This window comes from Xanthomonas sp. A1809, from assembly GCF_017746015.1.
Taxonomy (GTDB): domain Bacteria; phylum Pseudomonadota; class Gammaproteobacteria; order Xanthomonadales; family Xanthomonadaceae; genus Xanthomonas; species Xanthomonas euvesicatoria.
In genome coordinates this window covers 119,294-138,908 of sequence record NZ_JAGHWZ010000003.1, presented here as the reverse complement: position 1 = coordinate 138,908, position 19,615 = coordinate 119,294, and the positions used below count along the sequence as shown (strand labels likewise).

The window sequence follows — 19,615 nt, the reverse complement described above, 5'->3', positions numbered from 1 at the left end:
GGCGAGCGATGCGATGGCAGACTGGCGGTGAGCGCAGTGGTCTGGTACCCGCGCTTGGAGCAACCGCCGAACCACGTCATGCCGCCTGGCGCAGGCAGCTGGACTGCGACTTGCCTGCGGGGCCTCGCTCGTTCTGTCATCGCGTCCATCGAATACCAAACAATCGATCCACGGCAGCACGCGAGCGAAGTGACCCGCTTTCAGTTGGCCACCAGCCAACTGTCTAGCGCGGTGCCCTCACCGATTGTGGAACCGTTGGCGGCATGGATGACGCCATCGATCCCCCATGGACGGGTTCACGGCGTGTCCCGTGATCGGTGAGGGCACCGCGCTGTCGACCAACCCGACTTTTGGCTAGATCACAAAGAGCTGCAAAGAAGCACTCGCCGCGGGACTCAGGCATGACTCTTTGTGTTCCTCACTCTCAGTGCAACTCCAACAACGCACGCATGTACATCTCGATCAGCGCCGGCTTGTCCACGTGCAAACAGGCCTGCACATTGGGCGCACCAGCCCCTTCGCGGGTATAGCCTTGCGCATCCACGTCCAGATGCAAGGGCGTGGTCGGGCACAGCGCCGGACGTAGCAACCAGGCCACCGGCACCACATCGAACAACGTGGGCGTGGCGCTGGCCCAGGGCTGGTCGGTGTTGCGCCACTGGTAGTACAGCTGCGTGAGCGCATCGGTCAGCCCGTCGCCATGCGCAAACAGTGCGATGCGCTCGGGTTCTTCCAGGCTGATCTGCGTGGCATCCAGTGGCAACAGCACGATTGGCACACCAGATGAGAACACGCGCTGCGCTGCAGGCACATCGGCAAGGATGTTGTACTCCGGCGCCGGCGCACTGGCCGGACGATACGCAGACTTGCCATAACCCACCCGCACCGATCCGCCCATCGCCACCACACGCTTGAGCTTGGCAAAGCCGACCGGGTCACGTTGCTGCGCCAGCGCCGCATCGGTCATCGGCCCCAGCACCAGCAAGGTGACCTCGCCCGGATGCTGGCGCGCCTGCTGCAGGATCATCGCGGCCGCATCCGGCAGTGCCGCCGGCAACTGCCCCTTGGCCGCCCAGCGCGCCTGGCTGAAGGCGATGGTGCTGGTGGTACGCGCGCCCGCTGCCAGCGGAATCTCGCTGCGCCCGGCCTGCTGCAACAACCGCTGCAGCAACTGCGCACGCAACGCGGTGTCGCCCCATGTCGATGCGATGCCCAGCACCTGCAACTGCGGGCGACGCAGCAATAGCCCCAACGCGAAGGCATCGTCGATATCGTCGCCAACGTCGGTAGAGACCACCACTTTCTCGGCCTGCACCGATGCCAGCGTGGATTGCACGGCCGCGGCCGACTGCTGCGCCCCCGCGGTTGTCGCCACGCACCACATCGCCATCGCTACCCACGCGCGTTGCCAGGTCCGCTGCATCTGCCCACTCCTGCTGCCATAAAAAAACCGCCGGCATGATCGCCGGCGGTTCGATAGTGCTCCACCAAAACGCCGATCAGAAGTTGGCGCGGAACTGCGCACCCACGATGCGCGGGTCGTTGATGAAGCCGGTGAGGTTGTTGAAGTCGATCGCACCGGTCACGCGGATTTGATTGGTGCAGTTGCGGCAGAACACCGACAACTCGTACGCACCCGCGCCCCAGTTGTAGCCGATCTTGGCGCCACCTTCGACCAGCGGCTGGCCGGTGAATTCCTTGGAGTCGTACAGGAAGAAGTTCACTTCACTGCGGTACGACCAATCCGTGTAGAAGAACAGCTCGCCGTCGTTGCCCATCGGAATGCCGTAACGCAGGGTGGCGTTGGCCATCCACTTCGCTGCCTGCGGCAGGTCGTTGCCGTCGATCACCGCACGGCCGGCCGCGTTGATCGGGTCGGTGACCGTGCAGGTACGGCAGATGCCCACCGACAGGTTCGGGTCGTCGATGCGAGTCCAGTTGTAGGCGCCGCCGGCGGTGACGCGCAGGTTCTGGGTGAGCAAGGCTTCGAAATCGAACTCCGCGCCGCGGGCCTTGGTCTTGTCGGCATTGAGCAGGCGGATGTCGTTGGACGCGCCACCCACCGCCGTGAGCTGCTGGTTCTTCACGCGGAAATCGTAGATGTCAAAGCTCAGGCGCGCGCGGTTGTCGAACAGGTCCGACTTGATGCCGACCTCGAACGAATCCACCGTCTCCGGCTCGGCCACGGTCAGCGGCGCGGTGCCCGACGGCACGCCGAAGCTGGCACCGCGGAAACCGCGTGCGGCACGTGCGTACACATTGACGGCGTCGTTGATGGAGAAGGTGGCCGCCAGATCGCCGGTGACCTTGGAGTTGTCGGTCTCGCCGCTGGACGGTTCGACCAGGGTGACGCGGTCCAGCGCCAGCACGTCGAAGGTCTTCTTGTCGTAGGTGTAGCGGATGCCGGCGCGCAGGTTCAAACGATCGGTGGCCGCGTAGTTCAACGAGCCGAACGCCGCCCAGGAGGTATTGCGCTGGCGGGTCAGCTGATAGCTGGCCAGATCACCGCCGCTGAGGGTGTTGTAGGTGTAGTTTTCGCCTTCCACATCGTCGTGGAAGTAGTACAGGCCGGCCTGCCAGTTGAGCGGGCCGTCGTACTGCGATTCGGCGCGCACTTCCTGGCTGTACTGGTCCAGGCTCTTGATGCCGCCGGCGGTTTCCACCGGGAACGGAATCACGCCCGGGCCCGACGGCGGCGCGAACACCGCGCCGAAGCCACCGTCGATATCGCCGCGGCTGTAGTACTTGCCGATCCCTTCGTAGGCGGTGATCGAGTGCAGCGCGATGTCGCCCAGGTCCCAGGTCAGGTTGGCGCTGCCGCCGTAGGTCTGCAGTTCCTGGCGGTTGGCACCGTCGATGAAGGATTTTTCCGCATCGAAGCCATCCACCAGCTGATTGGTACCGGGCTGGATGATGTTGGCGCGGAACAGGCGCGCGGTGCCGTCCAGATGGCGCGCATGCGCATTGAACAATGCGCTGAAGTCGTCGCTAGCCTGGTACAGCAGCTGCAGGCGCACGGCCGAATCGGTATAGCCTTCCAGGTCGCGGCCGTCGCGGTTTTCCACCCAATCGTCGCGGCGCTGGCCCAGGGTCGACAGACGCGCTGCCCAATGGTCGCCCATCGCGATGCTCAGGCCGCTTTCCAGGGTCATGGTGCCGTAGGTGCCGTACGACAGGCTGGCGTAGCCGTCATTGGCGCCGATGGTCGGCTTGACCGAATTGAACTTGACCACGCCTGCCGGCGTGTTGCGGCCGAACAGCGTGCCTTGCGGGCCGCGCAGCACTTCCAGGCCTTCCAGATCGAAGATCGGGAAGCCCTTCAGGAAGGCGTTTTCCTGCACCACGTCGTCATAGATCAACGACACCGGCTGCGAGGCGTAGGTGTTGAAGTCCGTATTGCCGTAGCCGCGGATGTACACGCGCGGAAACACACGGCCGTTGGACGATTCGATGTTCAGGCTGGGCGCCTTGCCGGCCAGCACGCGGATGTCCGAACCGCTGGTGGAGATGGCGTCCAGGAACTCCGGGCGCAATACCGAGGCGGAGACCGGCACGTCCTTGGAGTCTTCCGAACGCCGCTCGACCGTGACCTTGACCGCATCCAGACGCACGACGCCGTCGTCGCCGGGCGTCTGCTGGGCAGCGGCATGGAGCGGAAGAAGGGAAACGACGGCAACGGCAAGCGCGCTGATCTTGAGCGACCGGCTGGCGGACATGGGAAGAACTCCGGATTCTGGTGGCGGGGCGGCCCGGCCTGCGTGCCGCGGTGCAACAGAATTAACACGATTTACACAATTATGGCAGGGCGCGTGCGAAAAAGTTTCCAGAATTCGAAATAGTGTTCGAATTAATGCAACACGGCAGTGCGTTTTACACGATGGCGAAAACGGAGGCTCGTTAGCGACGCTGGCCACGCTGCCATTTACTGCGCTGTGGTGGCCAGCGCCAATCACTTGGGGGCGCAACAACATCGATCAATGGCATCGGGAATGACCATCCAGCGTGGACACACGCCGGACTGAAACGCAGATGTTCCGGGTTCTACGCGCATGCCTGGAAGAGCTGATGCGGAGCAGATCCGGCTAATGCGGGCAGCGCGACGCCGGCTCCGCATCGCCACCAGGGGTGCCCGACCGACGCAATGCCGCTATCGCACACCAGCACCAGTGAAGTGCCTCGCACGCCAGGCATGTGTCGCGTGCATCCACGCGCGCCAACACCCTGCGCAGGCCTATCCAACCTCGGCAACCGGCGCCGGCACCCTGACCCACCCCTCCATCAACACCCGCGCACTGCGGCTCATCAGCGCCTTGGTCACCTGCCACTGGCCCTCGACCAGCTGCGCCTGCGCGCCGACCCGCAAGCTGCCGGATGGATGCCCGAAGCGCACCGCCGAGCGCGCCGCACCGCCGGCAGCCAGATTGACCAGCGTGCCCGGCACGGCTGCAGCGGTGCCGATCGCCACTGCTGCAGTGCCCATCATCGCGTGATGCAATTTGCCCATCGACATCGCACGCACCAACAGATCGATTTCGGCCGCGTGCACCGGCTTGCCGCTGGACGCGGTGTAGTCGGCCGGCGGTGCCACGAAGGCGACCTTGGGCGTGTGTTGCCGTGTCGCGGCGTCTTCCACCTTCGCAATCAAACCCATCCGCACCGCACCGTGCGCGCGCAATGTCTCGAACATGGTTAAGGCGCGCGGGTCGCCATTGATGGCGTCCTGCAGCTCGGTCCCGGTGTAGCCCAGGTCGCGCGCGTTGACGAAGATGGTGGGAATGCCCGCATTGATCAGCGTGGCATCGAGCGTGCCCAGCCCGGGAATTTCCAGTTGATCGATGACCTTGCCGGTGGGAAACATCGCCCCGCCCTCGCCTTCGGCATCGTCGGCCGGGTCGAGAAATTCCAGCTGCACTTCGGCTGCAGGAAAGGTCACGCCGTCCAGTTCGAAGTCGCCGGTTTCCTGCACCAGCCCATCGGCCATCGGCACATGCGCCACAATCGTCTTGCCGATATTGGCCTGCCAGATGCGCACCGTGGCCACGCCATCGCGTGGCACGCGTGCGGGATCGATCAAGCCGCCGGCGATGGCGAATGGTCCCACCGCCGCCGACAGATTGCCGCAGTTGCCGCTCCAATCAACGAACGCGCTATCGATGGACACCTGCCCGAACAGGTAGTCCACATCATGCCCATCGCGCGTGCTGGCCGACACGATCACGCTCTTGCTGGTGCTGGAAGTAGCACCGCCCATGCCATCGATCTGCTTGGCATATGGATCCGGGCTGCCGATCACCCGCAACAACAGCGCATCGCGTGCAGCGCCCGGTTGCTGCGCGGCCGCGGGCAGATCCTGCAGACGGAAAAACACGCCTTTGCTGGTACCGCCGCGCATGTAGGTGGCGGGGATGCGGAGTTGGGGAGCGAATGCCATGCATGTTCCTTGGAAACGACGTGCGGACGTGATGTCAATGATTTTGCCTAATGCATCTGTACGGCCTGGTCAAGCGTCACCATGACAGTCGCAGGCACGCCTTGCTGCTCAGGTCATAGCGGCAGTTGCGTCTGCTCCGGCATGAGCCCCTCAGGTCGCAATGGCCAAGATCCGATGGGTACATAGCGATACGGTCGCCCACCGCCTTCAACCAACAGCACCTCGGTGGCGTGCCAGATGATGGGCACGATTGGCTGGTTGAGCTTACCGGGCGCTGCATAGCTGATCGTTACGTGCGGCGTGTGTCCGCCCCCAACATGCAGGCCTTCCGCACGCAGCGCTGCTGCGATGGCAGCCTGCAATGCAACGAAGGCAAATGGCGTGCCCTCTGCCCGGAATGCCCAATGCACCGGGTCGGTTCCGCCACTGGTGATCCTGTTCAAGCAGAACGTCACTGCCTGAGCATCGAGACGATCGCCCGCGCGCAGCATTGCGGCACGCGCAGCCGACCCTTCAAACCGATCCGAAACCGACTGATGCCAGTTGCCTGGATCGAAGTACGCGTCCGCAAGCATTGCATCCAGGCGGTGTGCAGCCACGACACCGGCCATCGCTTCAAGCACCTGCGGTGGCGGCTTGAGCATGAAGATCAATCGCGAACAATCGGCCACGGTGCTGCCCTATGCGACCTTGTTTGCCTCAAGAAAATCCTGCGCAAACCGCTGCAAGACGCCACCGGCTTCGTAAATCGACACTTCCTCTGCAGTATCCAGGCGGCAAGTCACCGGCACCTGCAGTTGCTCGCCATTGCGCCGGTGGATCGACAACGTCAGCGTGGCGCCGGGCGTGCGCTCACCCACCACGTCGAAGGTTTCGCTGCCATCGATGCCCAGGGTCTTGCGATCGGTGCCCGGCTTGAACTCCAGCGGCAGCACGCCCATGCCGATCAGGTTGGTGCGGTGAATCCGCTCGAAGCCTTCGGCGACGATCACTTCCACACCGGCCAGCCGCACGCCCTTGGCCGCCCAGTCGCGCGAAGACCCCTGCCCGTAATCGGCGCCAGCGATGACGATCAGCGGCTGCTTGCGCGTCATGTAGGTTTCGATCGCCTCCCACATGCGCAGCACCTGGCCTTCCGGCTCCAGCCGCGCCAGCGAGCCGGCCTTGACCTGCCCATCGACCACCGCCATTTCGTTGATCAATTTGGGGTTGGCGAACGTGGCGCGCTGCGCGGTGAGATGGTCGCCGCGATGGGTGGCGTAGGAATTGAAGTCCTCCTCCGGCACGCCCATCTGCGCCAGGTATTGCCCAGCCGCGCTGCCGGCCATGATCGCGTTCGACGGCGACAAGTGGTCGGTGGTGATGTTGTCGCCCAGCACGGCCAACGGGCGCATGCCGCGTAGCGTGCGCGCACCGGCCAACGCGCCTTCCCAATACGGCGGACGCCGAATATACGTACTGGTCGGGCGCCAGTCGTAAAGCGGGTTCACGCTGATCCCCTGCCCCACGCTGCGCTTGAACATCGGGTCGTACACGCTGCGGAAGTGTTCCGGCTTGACGCTGCGCGCCACCACCGCGTCGATCTCGGCATCGCTCGGCCACAGGTCCTTGAGCGTGACCGGCACGCCGGCGGCGTCGATGCCCAACACATCCTTCTCGATATCGAAGCGCACCGTGCCGGCAATGGCGTAGGCAATCACCAGCGGCGGCGAGGCGAGAAACGCCTGCTTGGCATACGGATGGATGCGCCCATCGAAATTGCGGTTGCCCGAAAGCACCGCCGTGGCATACAGATCGCGATCGATGATTTCCTGCTGGATCGCAGGATCCAGCGCCCCGCTCATGCCATTGCAGGTGGTGCAGGCAAACGCCACGATGCCGAAGCCCAACTGCTCCAGCTCGCTCAGTAAACCGGCCTCTTCCAGGTACAGCTGCACGGCCTTGGATCCGGGCGCCAGCGAGCTCTTCACCCACGGTTTGCGGGTCAATCCGCGTGCATTGGCGTTGCGCGCCAGCAAGCCGGCAGCGATGACATTGCGAGGGTTGGAGGTATTGGTGCACGAGGTGATCGCTGCGATGATCACTGCGCCATCGGGCATCTGCCCCGGCACCTGCTCCCACGCACCGGCAATCCCACGATCCGCCAGCTCGGTAGTGGCCACGCGTTTGTGCGGATTGGATGGCCCGGCCATGTTGCGTACCACGCTGGCCAGATCGAACTGCAGCACGCGCTCGTACTGCGCGGTGGCCAGATCGTCTGCCCATAGGCCGGTATGCCGCGCATAGGTCTCCACCAACGCGACTTGCGCATCGTCGCGACCGGTCAAGCGCAGGTAATCGATGGTTTGCTGGTCGATGTAGAACATCGCCGCCGTCGCACCGAATTCCGGTGTCATGTTGGAAATGGTCGCGCGGTCGCCGATGGTCAGTGCGCGTGCACCATCGCCATAAAACTCGAGATACGCGCCGACCACGCGCTGCGCGCGCAGGAATTCGGTCAATGCCAGCACGATGTCGGTGGCGGTGATGCCCGGCGCCGGCCGGCCGGTCAATTCCACGCCGACGATGTCCGGCAGGCGCATCCACGAGGCGCGCCCCAGCATGACGTTCTCCGCTTCCAACCCGCCAACGCCAACCGCGATCACGCCCAGCGCATCCACGTGCGGCGTATGGCTGTCGGTGCCCACGCACGTATCCGGAAACGCCACCCCGTCCAGCGTGTAGATCACCGGCGACATCTTCTCCAGATTGATCTGGTGCATGATCCCGTTCCCCGGCGGAATCACTTCCATGTTCTCGAACGCACGCTTGGTCCATTCGATGAAGTGGAAGCGATCGGCATTACGACGATCTTCCACGCTGCGATTCTTGGCGAACGCCTGCTTGTCGAAGCCGGCGTATTCCACTGCCAGCGAGTGATCCACGATCAACTGCACCGGCACCACCGGATTGACCTGCGCCGGGTCGCCGCCCTGCTCGGCAATGGCATCGCGCAAGCCCGCAAGATCCACCAGCGCGGTCTGACCCAGGATGTCGTGACACACCACCCGCGCCGGAAACCACGGGAAATCCAGATCGCGCTTGCGCTCGATCAATTGCCGCAGGTACGCCTCCAGCAGTTGTGGCTCTGCCCGCCGCACCAGGTTCTCGGCATGCACGCGTGCGGTGTATGGCAAGGTTGCATACGCACCGGGCTGCAGCGCATCGACGGCGGCGCGTGCATCGAAGTAATCCAACGAGGTGCCCGGCAAGGGCTTGCGGTACTGGCTATTCATGGCTGGCGATATCGAAGCAGGCGGGGGGAAATCGGGGATCGGGAATCGAACTTGGCGTTGCAGAGGTTTGCAAGTCTTGCTGCTGACCTGGCTTGCGAGGTCCGATCGCCTTCATCGAAGGCGACCGAAACCCAGAAATCAGCGGCTGCGCAAAGCGTCCTCAGCTGCGCTGATCCAGCGGCACGAACACCTGATCTTCCGGCCCGGTGTAATTGGCCGAGGGGCGAATGATCTTGCCGTCCATGCGCTGCTCGATGATGTGCGCGCTCCAGCCGGCTGTGCGCGCCAGCACGAACAAGGGGGTGAACATCGCCGTCGGCACGCCCATCATGTGGTAGCTCACCGCACTGAACCAATCCAGGTTCGGGAACATCTTCTTGATGTCCCACATCACGCTCTCCAAACGCTCGGCGATGTCGTACATCTTGCGGCTGCCCTGCTCATCGGACAGCTCGCGCGCCACCTCCTTGATCACCTTGTTGCGCGGGTCCGACACCGTGTACACCGGATGTCCAAAGCCAATCACCACTTCCTTGCGTTCCACCCGCGCCTTGATATCGGCTTCTGCTTCGTCCGGGGTGTCGTAGCGCTTCTGCACTTCGAACGCCACTTCGTTGGCGCCGCCATGCTTGGGGCCACGCAGCGCACCGATGCCGCCGGCGATGGCGCTGTACATATCGCTGCCGGTCCCGGCAATCACGCGGCTCGCAAAGGTGGATGCATTGAATTCGTGCTCGGCATACAGGATCAGGCTGGTATGCATCGCGCGCACCCACGAATCCTTGGGTGCAAAGCCGTGCAGCAGGTGCAGGAAATGGCCGCCGATGGAATCGTCGTCGGTCTCCACCTCGATGCGCTTGCCGTTGTGGCTGTAGTGATACCAGTACAGCAGCATCGAACCGAGTGAGGCCATCAGTTTGTCGGCGATGTCGCGCGCACCCGGGTGATTATGGTCGTCTTTTTCCGGCTGCAGGCAGCCCAGCACCGACACGCCGGTGCGCATCACATCCATCGGATGCGCCGACGGCGGCAACTGTTCCAGCGCAGTTTTCACCGCTGCCGGCACACCGCGCAGCGAGCGCAGCTTGGCCTTGTAACCGCGCAGCTCGCCGCTGTTGGGCAGCTTGCCGTGCACCAGCAGGTACGCGATTTCTTCGAACTCGCTGGTGGTGGCCAGATCGAGAATGTCGTAACCGCGGTAATGCAGATCGTTACCACTGCGCCCCACCGTGCACAGGGCCGTGTTACCGGCGGCAGTGCCGGACAGGGCAACGGACTTTTTCGGCTTGAAACCAGCAGTAGCAGTGTCGTTCATGCGATGAGCTCCCAAACTGTGTGGTGTCGCGGTGTGGCGTGCGAGGTGGCAATGAGATGATCAGCAGCGCGCAATCATGCGCCTTTGCGCGCAAACAACGCATCCAGGCGCTGCTCGTAATCGTGATAGCCGATGCGTTCGTACAGCTCTTCGCGCGTCTGCATGCTGTCCAGCACGCCCTGCTGATGACCGTCGTGCCGAATCGCGGTATAGACCGCCTCGGCCGCCTTGTTGGCTGCGCGAAATGCCGACAGCGGAAACAGCTGGATCGCCACGCCAGCCTGCGCCAGCTGGTCGCGCGTAAACAACGGGGTCTTGCCGAACTCGGTAATGTTGGCCAGCACCGGCACGCCTACCGCATCGACGAAGCGCTTATAGGTGTCCAGGTCGTAGGCAGCTTCGGCGAAGATGCCGTCCGCACCCGCTTCCACGCAGGCGATGGCACGTTCGATCGCCGCATCCACGCCTTCCATCTGGATTGCATCGGTGCGCGCAATCAGGAAGAACGCCGCATCGGTCTTGGCATCGGCCGCGGCCTTGACCCGATCCACCATCTCGCCCTGGCTCACGATCTCCTTGCCCGGCCGGTGACCGCAGCGTTTGGCGCCCACCTGGTCTTCGATATGGCAACCGCCCGCGCCGGCCTTGATCAGCGACTTGATGGTGCGCTCGATATTGAACGCGCTCGGCCCGAAGCCGGTGTCCACGTCCACCAGCAGCGGCAGCTCGCACACGTCGGTGATGCGGCGCACGTCGATCAATACGTCTTCCAGCGTGTTGATGCCCAGGTCCGGCAACCCCAGCGACCCGGCCGCCACGCCGCCGCCGGACAGGTAGAGGGCCCGATAGCCGGCGCGCTGGGCCAGCAGCGCATGGTTGGCATTGATCGCGCCGATCACCTGCAGCGGCGATTCGGCAGCCAGTGCAGCGCGAAACCGCGCGCCAGCAGAGGGAGTGGACGAAGACATCATGGCGGTTCCTTGGATGGGATCACCGTGCAGGCGCAAGCACCATGCCAAGTACAAGTCGTTGATTTGATGGCAACCCCAGGCGCCAATGGTTGCAAAAATGCAACAACTGATTCACGATGAAACGCCACTGAAACGCGGGATTGTCATGCGCACCCCTGCCCCTCCGGAAACCGCAGACGCCTCCTTGCCCATCATCTGGACCGTCAGCGTCTCGCGCCTGACCGGCCTGCTGGCCGATGTCATCCCCGAGTTCGACCAGCGCGCGCGCATCGAGCAGATCAACCTCGGCTTTGCCGAAGCGGTCGAGGTCATCGGCCAGCGCCTGCGCCGCGAGCGCTGCGACGCGCTGGTGGCCGGCGGATCCAATGCGGCGTACCTGCGCAGCCGGCTCGCGCTGCCCTTGGCGCCCATCCAGGCCACCGGGTTCGATCTGATGGAAGCGCTGGCGCGTGCGCGCCGCATTGCGCCACGCATCGGCGTGGTCACCCACGCCACCGATGTGCCGTCGTTCCGCGCGTTTCAGCACAGCTTCGATCTGGAGATCGAACACCGCCGTTTCGTCACCGCCGAAGACGCACGCGACTGCATTGCCGATCTGCGCGCCAGCGGCATCCAGGTCATTGTCGGCACCGGCATGGCGATCGATTTCGCCGAGCAGGCCGGGCTGCCTGGCGTGCTGCTGTATTCGGCCGATTCGGTGCGTCATGCGCTGGAACAGGCCATCGCGCTGGGCACCGCTCCAGGCATCGATCGCGTCGCCGGCCGTGCCGCCCCGCACCGCGCACGACGCGCCGACGCCCTGCTGGGCGAAGACGGCGCAATGCGGCGCGCGCGCGAGCTGGTGCAGCTCTACGCACCGCATACCGGCACCGTGTTGATCAGCGGGGACACCGGCACCGGCAAGGAACTGGTCGCACGACAACTGCATGCCGGCAGTCGTCGCCGCGGCCGTTTCGTGGCGATCAACTGTGGCGCCATCAGCGAATCGTTGCTGGAGGCGGAACTGTTCGGCTACAGCGACGGCGCCTTCACCGGCGCACGTCGCGGCGGCCACACCGGCCTGATCGAAGCTGCGCAGGACGGCACGCTGTTCCTCGACGAAATCGGCGAATTGCCCGTGCCGTTGCAGACTCGGCTACTGCGCGTCCTGGAAGAACGTGAAGTAGTGCGTGTCGGCGCAACGGTGCCCGTTGCGATCGACGTGCGCGTGGTCGCCGCCAGCCTGCTGGACCTGCAGCAGTTGGTCGAACAAGGCCGCTTCCGCCGCGACCTGTTCTATCGCCTTGCCGCGCTGCGCATCGCACTGCCTCCGTTGCGCAATCGCCGCAACGACATTGCGTTGTTGCTTGCGCATTATTTCCAGCAACTCGGCAGCATCGCATCGCCGTTATCGCCAGCGGCATTGCAACGCCTGCAACAGCACACCTGGCCCGGCAACGTACGCGAACTGCGCAACCTGGTCGAACGCCTGTGCATTCACTGGAAATCCCAACCGCACGACAGCCTCAGCCTAGAACAACTCGAACGCTGGGCGCCGGAATTATTCGATACGCATTTCGGCAACCACGAAGCACCGCGTGAGCTTGCCGATTTGGCAACCTCTCGCCTGCAGCTCACTGCCACCGCAGTCCGCGCAGCGCTCGACCGCGCCAACGGCAACCGCGCCCTTGCCGCGCAAGCGCTCGGCGTCTCGCGCACCACGCTGTGGCGCTGGATGCAGGCGCAGGCGGTGGCATCGCGTGCATAAGGCAAGCGCGAACTCGCGCGGCTGACCGGGCCACACATAGAGGCGCGGCCTTCCACCCTCAGGCGGCAATGAATGGCATGCACGCTCGGCGCATGAATGCCCGAGCCACGCTGATCGCGATATGGACGCACTCAGAACGACACGAGGCAGCGATCTGGTGAAACGATCAACTCGCCTGCAGCAACGCCGCGCGCCTTCATCGCATGTCTTTGAAAAGCGTCTCGCCGTCACTTGACCCGCGTGTACTCGGTATCGCCCGTGCTCAACTTGCCGCTCGCCTCATCGATCGCGTAGTTGACCGTGCCGACCCCGTTGGACACCTGCAGCACGCCCTTGGTCAGCAGCGCCGGATGGTTGCGGGTCTTGACGCCATTGCCGAACAGCTCCGGCTGGGTGTCGCGAATGATGAAACTCTCGCCATTGTGCTCGATGCTCAGCACATTCTTTTCCGACTTCACGTTGACCCACTTGCCCACGTACTGCTCACCAACGTCGCGCGCACACCCGGCCAACAGCAATGTCGCAACCAGCGCACTTCCAAGCAGCGTCTTCATCGCCACTCCATCTCGATCCGGGGCCTTGCAGGATGGCAAGTCCCTGTCGAGCTCGCAAGGCACCGGCCCTAGCGAAAAGTGCTTAAATGCAGCGTCTGTCGCCAATAGTGCCGAACGCCGTTCTCAATTAAGCATGGTGATACCAGCACCGGAGCCAGTTGCTCTGGCAGTCGATAGGCCAAGCAAACTGTGCAGCGCCCAGTTCAACGATGAATCTGTGTCGTCAAAGCGTTGTCGGGATCGAGCAGATGGATCGCGTCGTTGATGAGTAACCGTTGTTCATTGAGAAAAATCATCTCGCTGACTGTCAGACCCTGCATTCCAGCAACAAGATCCAGCTACCGCCACCGAAGCGGCAACTTTGCATTCCCGAAATTCCAGTCGTCCCTACGATGGGCATATGCGTTGCGCAAGGCGCGCAGCAAGACAACGGCGGGCTCACTTTGATAGCTCCGCTTGGGGCCTGATGCGCATACCTTCACATGGCATCAGAGATGTCGACGATTGCTTGACGCGCGGTATATCGAACCACTTCCTGCGCACGCTCGCGCCACTGCTCCGGGTAGACCTTAAAGGTCCAGTTCACGCCAGGACTGGGAATGGCTCGGTGGCAATGTCGTCGCCGTCGAGAATGAGCTCAAAGGGGACCCCTGCATCCCCCGCCTCCCGCATGTAGCGGAAGCCAGCGATCGCATGCCATACCGCCGAGTTGGCGGCGGTGACTGGCTGTATCGCTGCATCGAAAGGTGACTGCCGCGTAGTCACCAAGCCTGTGGTTGGTGCCCTGCAACTACGAAAAAACCGGCTTTCGCCGGTTTTCGTTTGACTCTGAATTCATGGTGGGCGGTACAGGGTTCGAACCTGTGACCCTTGCCGTGTGAAGGCAATGCTCTACCGCTGAGCTAACCGCCCGGTGACGCGAGCCGCACATTATAGGGCAGCGGCGGCGGTCGTCAACAACTGTTTACCTGCCCTCTTTCACGCCAGCCAGATCGCACCTTCATCGCACAGGTCTGCCGCGATGACCTAGCAGCTTCACCGCGAGCCTCACTGGCGTCTTGCCGTGCCCCTGGCGCTTACATCGTATGCGTCGGCTTGTCCGAGGTGGTCAATCCGGCCAGCAGCGTCTCGATCTTGTTGCGTACCGCCTCGCCTTCCGGGCCGTCGGGGAACTGCACGCCGATGCCGGCGGCGCGGTTGCCCTGCGCGCCGGCAGGCGTCGTCCAGATGACCTTGCCGGCGACCGGCAAGCGCTCGCTGGAGTCCGGCAGGGTCAGCAGCAGGAAGACTTCGTCGCCCAGCATGTAGCGCTTGGGCGTGGGCACGAAGATGCCGCCGCCTTTCACGAACGGCATGTAGGCGCTGTAAAGCGCTGGCTTGTCTTTCAACGCCAGCGACAAAATGCCTTGGCGTGCATTCATTGCACTCATCGAGTTCCCCTAGAACGTGGCTGGCGCTCTCCCTCGCGCCAGGACAGCAATAATTCCGTCACTGCCAGGTCGGCGCGGACGGTGGTGCGCAGCAGATCGCGGGTGCGGTTGGCAGCGTCGAACCAGGTCGCCAGCTTGTGCAACCGCGATGGATCGGTCAAGCCGGCCGATGCCTGTGCCAATGCCAGATCGGCGGCATGGCGCAGGCGCTGGTCGGCCTGGCCATCGTTGGTCCAGCGCTGCGCGACATCGACTGCGCCGGCGCGTCCACTGGCGATCTGTTCCAGATCCTGCGCGACCGCACGCCGCACGGCCAGGCCGTCTTCGCGCAACCACTGCGCGGCCAGGCCGGGGTGGCCGCGCGCGGCGTCCAGCGCTTCCTGCGCGGCGCGCTCGCTCATGCCTTGCGACAGCAGCCAGGCCAGTGCCTCGTGCGCAGGCGGCAGCTTGAATTCCAGGCGCTGGCAACGGCTGCGGATGGTCGCCGGCAGACGCGCCGGTTGCGCGCTGATCAACCACAGGTAGCGACCCGGCGACGGTTCTTCCAGGGTCTTGAGCAAGGCATTGCAGGCCGAGCGATTGATCGCATCGGCCGGGTCGACGATCACCACCTGGGCGATGCCGTACTGCGGGGTCAGCGCGAGCTTCTGCGAAATCTCGCGCACCTGCTCGATGATGATCTCGGTACGCAGTTTGTCGCCGGTGCGATTGGGAATGAACGAGACCAGTTGCAGGTCCGGATGGGTACCGGCGGCAATCAGCTGGCGCGTGCGCTGCGCCAGCGTCGGGTCGGGCGAGGCGGCCAGGACGTGCTCGGCCAGGGCCAGGGCGACGGCACGCTTGCCCAATCCTTCCGGGCCGCAGATCAGCAGCCCATGTCCAAGCCGCCCCGCATCCAGCGCAGCCACGGTCTGGTCGAAGGCGCGCTGCTGCCAGGGCGAAAATGCGGCGGTCATGGCGTGGTCTCCGTCTGCGGCGTACTCGGCAGGCGGCGGCGCTGCAGATAGCGCGCCACCGCTGCGTTATGTTCGGCCAACGTGGCCGAAAACGCGTGCGCGCCGGTGCCATCGCCCACCGCCACGAAATACAGCGCCTCGCCGGGCGCCGGCCGCACCGCCGCCAGCAGCGCCTCGCGCCCCGGCATGGCGATCGGCGTCGGCGTCAGGCCGGTGCGGGTATAGGTGTTGTACGGCGTATCGGTGGTCAGGTCGCGGCGACGGATATTGCCGTCGTAGCTGCTGCCGATGCCGTAGATCACGGTGGGGTCGGTCTGCAGCTTCATACCCAGCTGCAAGCGGCGCAGGAACACCCCGGCAATGAGCGGGCGCTCGGAGGCCAGCGCCGTTTCCTTTTCGATGATCGAGGCCAGGGTCAATGCCTGCTCCGGCGAGGCAAGCGGCAGGTTCGGGGCGCGCTGCTCCCAGGCCTGTGCCAATGCCTTGTCCATGGCCGCATGCGCGCGCTTGAGTACATCGATGTCGCTGTCGCCACGCTGGTAGACATAGGTTTCCGGCAGGAAGCGCCCTTCCGGATGCTGCTTGGCAAATCCCAGGCGGGCCATCAGTGCCGCATCGTCCAGCGCATTGATGGAATGTTGCAGCGGCGTGGCGGTCGCCAGTGCGGCGCGCAGCTGACGGAAGTTCCAGCCTTCCACGATCGTGAAGCGGTACTGGATCACCCGTCCCTGGCGCATGCGCGTCAGCAGTTCCCGCGGCGACAGCGCTGGCGATAGCGCGTATTCGCCCACCTTGAGCTTGCCGGCCGCATCGACCTGGCGCGCCAGCAGCTGCCACTCCAGCTCGGCGCCCTGCACCAGGCCGGCAGCGCGCAGTTTGCGCAATGTGGCCTTGAGCGAATCGCCGGGCGCAATCACCACGCTGGGCGCGCTCGCAGGCACGGGGGTATCGGCGAAGTGCAGGTAATGCCGCCACGCCACCACGGCGGCAATCGCCAGCAGCGCTGCAAGCAGCAATGCCGTGCCCAGCACGGCCAGACATCCGCGTTTGCCAGTCACCGCCACACCCACCTCGTCATTGCCCCTGCGCCGCGCAGGATACCGCGCGCCGGTGATGTCCCGTTGAAGCGCTCATGTCTGCTCGATCGCGCGCAATACGCCCCGTGCCTTGGCGCGGGTTTCGTCCAGCTCGCGCTGCGGATCCGAATCCACCACGATCCCGGCCCCGGTGCGGAACCGCACCTGGTGACCGGCCACCTCGGCCGTGCGGATCAGGATATTCAGATCCATGTCGCCGTCGCGATTGAGCCAGCCGAATGCGCCGGTATAGGCCCCACGCGCGGTCTGTTCGAGCTCGGCGATGACCTGCATGCAGCGCACCTTCGGGCAACCGGTAATGGTGCCGCCGGGGAACACCGCGGCAATCACCTCACCGGGCGTCACTCCGGCACGCAGGCGCCCACGCACGTTGCTGACGATGTGATGCACATGGGCATAGCTCTCCACGCACATCAACTCGTCCACCTCCACGGTGCCCGGCGCGCAGAGGCGGCCCAGGTCGTTGCGTTCCAGATCGATCAGCATCACGTGCTCGGCGCGCTCCTTCGGATGCCCGACCAGCTCACGGATACGTGCGGCATCGTCGTCGCCGGCAAACCGCGCGCGGGTGCCGGCGATCGGGCGCGTCTGCACCACATCGCCCTGTACCGACACCAGCCGCTCGGGCGAGGAACTGGCCACTGCACGCCCGGCCGCCACGAACAGGCCGGCGAACGGCGCAGGATTGGCCGCACGCAGGCGCGCATGCAACGCGGCCGGATCGACCACCGCAGCGAATGCCGCGTGCCACGCGCGCGAGATATTGGCCTGGAACACATCGCCGGCGCGCAGGTAATCGAGCACGCGCTCCACCGCCGCGGTGAAACGCTCGGGAGCATCTTCGTCCACGGCAAGCGGCCCGGCCCAGTCAGGCAGCGGCGGCAGTGCGGCGCAGGCAGCAATGTCCTCGCCGATCTGCTGCAACAACTCCTCGCGGCCCGGCTCTGCCAGCGCCACGCAGTGCCCGTGCAGGCGATCGCGCAGCACCGCTGCCGGCGCGCGCAAGGCCAGCGCAGTGGGCAAGCCATCGGTGCGCGTCGGCAGTTGCAGAATCGGTTCGATCTGCGCGGCCAGTTCGTAATCCAGCAGCACCGCCCAACCGCCGCGAAACGGCCAGGGGCTTGCAGGCGCGTGCGGCACCCGCTCGGCCTGCCAGGCGGCATCCAGCGCCGCCAGAAAGCCGCCCTCCAGCACTTGCCCAGCGCCATCGCGCGTGCATCCGTCCGGATCCAGCCGCAGGCATGGCCCCTCTGCCAGCAACAGCACATCCCAGCGACCGTGCTCGGTGCCGGAAGCGCTGGATTCCAGCAGGGCCGGATAGCGTTGCGGTGACAGCCGATGCAGCGCCAGCAGGTCGATGTCCGCGTGCAGTGATCGGGTAAGCGTCATCGGTCCGGCATGGCGTGGGATACAGACGCGCCGCTGCCTTACGCAGCGCGCGAGGAGTGAATCAAAGGGTGATCGCAGGAGTGAACATCAACCCGCAAGCCGGCAGTGCATGCGGCAGCCAGGCAGGTCGCGCGCCGATGACGGCCACGCGACCGATATGCAGGGTCAAACGCGCTTGAACACCAGCGTGCCGTTGGTGCCGCCAAAGCCGAAGCCGTTGGACATCACCGCATCCACCTGTACCTCGCGCGCCACGTTCGGCACGTAATCCAGGTCGCAGCCCTCGCTTGGCTCTTCCAGGTTGATGGTCGGCGGGATGATGCCGGTGTGCAGCGCCATCACCGAGAAAATCGCTTCCACACCGCCGGCCGCGCCGAGCAGATGCCCGGTCATCGACTTGGTCGAGCTCACCATGGTCTTGTAGGCGTGATCGCCCAGGGCGCGCTTCATCGCCATCGTTTCGGCCAGGTCGCCCAGCGGCGTGGAGGTGCCGTGCGCGTTGAGGTAGCCGATCTGCTCGGGGTTGAGCTTGGCATCGCGCATCGCTGCCGCCATGCTGCGCGCCGCGCCCTCGCCGTCTTCGCTGGGAGCGGTCATGTGGAACGCATCGGAACTGGCGCCAAAGCCCACCAGCTCGGCATAGATGCGTGCGCCACGCGCCTTGGCGTGTTCGTACTCTTCCAGCACCAGCACGCCGGCACCGTCGCCCAGCACGAAGCCATCGCGCTGCTTGTCCCACGGCCGCGAAGCGCCGGTCGGGTCGTCGTTGCGGGTGGACATCGCCTTCATGGCGCAAAAGCCGCCCACCGAACTGGGCGACGAACCGCGCTCGGCACCGCCAGCCAGCATCACATCGGCATCGCCGTGCTGGATCATGCGCATCGCGGTACCGATCGAGTGGTTGGACGTGGCACAGGCCGATACTGCCGAGAACGTCGGGCCTTTCAGGCCTTTGATCAGGCTCACCTGGCCGGGCAGCATGTTGATGATGGTGCTGGGCACATAGAACGGCGAAATCTTGCGCGCGCCGCCCTCATGGAATTTGATGGTCTGCTCTTCGATGCCGAGCAGCCCGCCGATGCCGGAGCCGAGAATGGCGCCCACGCGTTCGGCATTGCTTTCGTCGATTTCCAGGCCGGAATCGTCCAGCGCCATGAACGAGGCGCCGACACCGTAGTGGATGAACGAATCCATCTTCTTGACGTCCTTGGCGGACACAAAAAGCGTGGGGTCGAAATTCTTGATTTCACCGGCGATCTTGGTGGTGAACTGCGAGGCATCGATCTGCGTGATCGGGCCAATGCCCGAGCGGCCGTGGACGATTCCATCCCAGCTGGTGGCCAGATCATTGCCCAGCGGCGACACCATGCCCATGCCGGTAACGACAACACGACGACTCATTGCAGATCTCCTCACCACGGAACGGACGGTGCTTGGGGTTTGCGGGTGA

At 64.6% G+C, this 19,615-nt stretch carries 14 protein-coding genes, 1 tRNA gene and 1 pseudogene; 1 reads left to right on the top strand and 15 read right to left on the bottom strand.

What is annotated here, in order from left to right; translation table 11 throughout:
- Window positions 1-424: 424 nt before the first annotated feature.
- The 7 genes from J7396_RS01770 to prpB form a co-directional block, all read right to left on the bottom strand.
- Window positions 425-1,423, bottom strand: a complete 999-nt coding sequence (locus J7396_RS01770) for a nucleoside hydrolase (protein WP_033478517.1) — start codon at window positions 1,421-1,423, stop codon at window positions 425-427.
- 76 nt (window positions 1,424-1,499) lie between these two features.
- The gene (locus J7396_RS01765) at window positions 1,500-3,716 is read right to left on the bottom strand and encodes a TonB-dependent receptor (protein ID WP_039432333.1); all 2,217 of its coding nucleotides are present in this window, start codon (window positions 3,714-3,716) and stop codon (window positions 1,500-1,502) included.
- A 515-nt stretch (window positions 3,717-4,231) separates the two neighbouring features.
- Window positions 4,232-5,431, bottom strand: a complete 1,200-nt coding sequence (gene prpF, locus J7396_RS01760) for a 2-methylaconitate cis-trans isomerase PrpF (protein ID WP_209260863.1) — start codon at window positions 5,429-5,431, stop codon at window positions 4,232-4,234.
- Between the two features lie 113 nt (window positions 5,432-5,544).
- Window positions 5,545-6,102: a hypothetical protein gene (locus J7396_RS01755; protein ID WP_209260862.1), complete on the bottom strand. Its 558-nt coding sequence runs from the start codon at window positions 6,100-6,102 to the stop codon at window positions 5,545-5,547.
- A 9-nt stretch (window positions 6,103-6,111) separates the two neighbouring features.
- Window positions 6,112-8,706 (bottom strand): Fe/S-dependent 2-methylisocitrate dehydratase AcnD, encoded by a 2,595-nt coding sequence (gene acnD, locus J7396_RS01750; protein ID WP_209260861.1) that lies wholly within the window; start codon window positions 8,704-8,706, stop codon window positions 6,112-6,114.
- 160 nt (window positions 8,707-8,866) lie between these two features.
- Window positions 8,867-10,021: a 2-methylcitrate synthase gene (gene prpC / locus J7396_RS01745; RefSeq protein WP_014089551.1), complete on the bottom strand. Its 1,155-nt coding sequence runs from the start codon at window positions 10,019-10,021 to the stop codon at window positions 8,867-8,869.
- A gap of 74 nt (window positions 10,022-10,095) precedes the next feature.
- The gene (gene prpB / locus J7396_RS01740; RefSeq protein ID WP_209260860.1) at window positions 10,096-10,992 is read right to left on the bottom strand and encodes a methylisocitrate lyase; all 897 of its coding nucleotides are present in this window, start codon (window positions 10,990-10,992) and stop codon (window positions 10,096-10,098) included.
- A gap of 127 nt (window positions 10,993-11,119) precedes the next feature.
- On the opposite strand from prpB, the gene prpR reads away from it, so the two are divergent.
- Window positions 11,120-12,739: a propionate catabolism operon regulatory protein PrpR gene (gene prpR / locus J7396_RS01735; protein ID WP_136733064.1), complete on the top strand. Its 1,620-nt coding sequence runs from the start codon at window positions 11,120-11,122 to the stop codon at window positions 12,737-12,739.
- Between the two features lie 227 nt (window positions 12,740-12,966).
- Here the strand turns inward: prpR and J7396_RS01730 are convergent, their stop codons facing one another.
- The 8 genes and pseudogenes from J7396_RS01730 to fabF form a co-directional block, all read right to left on the bottom strand.
- Window positions 12,967-13,293, bottom strand: coding sequence for a hypothetical protein (locus tag J7396_RS01730; protein WP_209260859.1), 327 nt, complete (start codon window positions 13,291-13,293; stop codon window positions 12,967-12,969).
- A gap of 203 nt (window positions 13,294-13,496) precedes the next feature.
- A pseudogene (locus J7396_RS01725) lies at window positions 13,497-14,058 on the bottom strand (hypothetical protein).
- Between the two features lie 72 nt (window positions 14,059-14,130).
- Window positions 14,131-14,205 (bottom strand) — tRNA-Val (locus tag J7396_RS01720).
- 164 nt (window positions 14,206-14,369) lie between these two features.
- Window positions 14,370-14,723: a PilZ domain-containing protein gene (locus J7396_RS01715; protein ID WP_003483889.1), complete on the bottom strand. Its 354-nt coding sequence runs from the start codon at window positions 14,721-14,723 to the stop codon at window positions 14,370-14,372.
- Complete coding sequence (locus J7396_RS01710; protein WP_209260858.1) at window positions 14,720-15,679, bottom strand: DNA polymerase III subunit delta'; 960 nt, start codon at window positions 15,677-15,679, stop codon at window positions 14,720-14,722. The genes J7396_RS01715 and J7396_RS01710 overlap by 4 nt, the downstream gene beginning before the upstream one ends.
- Window positions 15,676-16,749 carry an endolytic transglycosylase MltG gene (mltG, locus tag J7396_RS01705; RefSeq protein WP_039416293.1) on the bottom strand — a complete coding sequence of 358 codons (1,074 nt, stop codon included), beginning with the start codon at window positions 16,747-16,749 and terminating at the stop codon, window positions 15,676-15,678. The genes J7396_RS01710 and mltG overlap by 4 nt, the downstream gene beginning before the upstream one ends.
- A 60-nt stretch (window positions 16,750-16,809) precedes the next feature.
- Window positions 16,810-18,165, bottom strand: a complete 1,356-nt coding sequence (locus J7396_RS01700; RefSeq protein WP_209260857.1) for an aminodeoxychorismate synthase component I — start codon at window positions 18,163-18,165, stop codon at window positions 16,810-16,812.
- Between the two features lie 165 nt (window positions 18,166-18,330).
- A complete protein-coding gene (gene fabF / locus J7396_RS01695) occupies window positions 18,331-19,566 on the bottom strand; it encodes a beta-ketoacyl-ACP synthase II (RefSeq protein WP_011346636.1) in 1,236 nt (411 codons plus the stop codon).
- Between the last annotated feature and the right edge of the window lie 49 nt (window positions 19,567-19,615).

What these genes read in the sequence shown, in the direction of transcription:
- prpB (WP_209260860.1), bottom strand. Translation starts at nt 10,992, where the DNA reads ATGATGTCTTCGTCCACTCCCTCTGCTGGCGCGCGGTTTCGCGCTGCA.
- acnD (WP_209260861.1), bottom strand. Translation starts at nt 8,706, where the DNA reads ATGAATAGCCAGTACCGCAAGCCCTTGCCGGGCACCTCGTTGGATTAC.
- J7396_RS01710 (WP_209260858.1), bottom strand. Translation starts at nt 15,679, where the DNA reads ATGACCGCCGCATTTTCGCCCTGGCAGCAGCGCGCCTTCGACCAGACC.
- prpF (WP_209260863.1), bottom strand. Translation starts at nt 5,431, where the DNA reads ATGGCATTCGCTCCCCAACTCCGCATCCCCGCCACCTACATGCGCGGC.
- J7396_RS01715 (WP_003483889.1), bottom strand. Translation starts at nt 14,723, where the DNA reads ATGAGTGCAATGAATGCACGCCAAGGCATTTTGTCGCTGGCGTTGAAA.
- J7396_RS01770 (WP_033478517.1), bottom strand. Translation starts at nt 1,423, where the DNA reads ATGCAGCGGACCTGGCAACGCGCGTGGGTAGCGATGGCGATGTGGTGC.
- prpC (WP_014089551.1), bottom strand. Translation starts at nt 10,021, where the DNA reads ATGAACGACACTGCTACTGCTGGTTTCAAGCCGAAAAAGTCCGTTGCC.
- J7396_RS01765 (WP_039432333.1), bottom strand. Translation starts at nt 3,716, where the DNA reads ATGTCCGCCAGCCGGTCGCTCAAGATCAGCGCGCTTGCCGTTGCCGTC.
- fabF (WP_011346636.1), bottom strand. Translation starts at nt 19,566, where the DNA reads ATGAGTCGTCGTGTTGTCGTTACCGGCATGGGCATGGTGTCGCCGCTG.
- J7396_RS01730 (WP_209260859.1), bottom strand. Translation starts at nt 13,293, where the DNA reads ATGAAGACGCTGCTTGGAAGTGCGCTGGTTGCGACATTGCTGTTGGCC.
- J7396_RS01700 (WP_209260857.1), bottom strand. Translation starts at nt 18,165, where the DNA reads ATGACGCTTACCCGATCACTGCACGCGGACATCGACCTGCTGGCGCTG.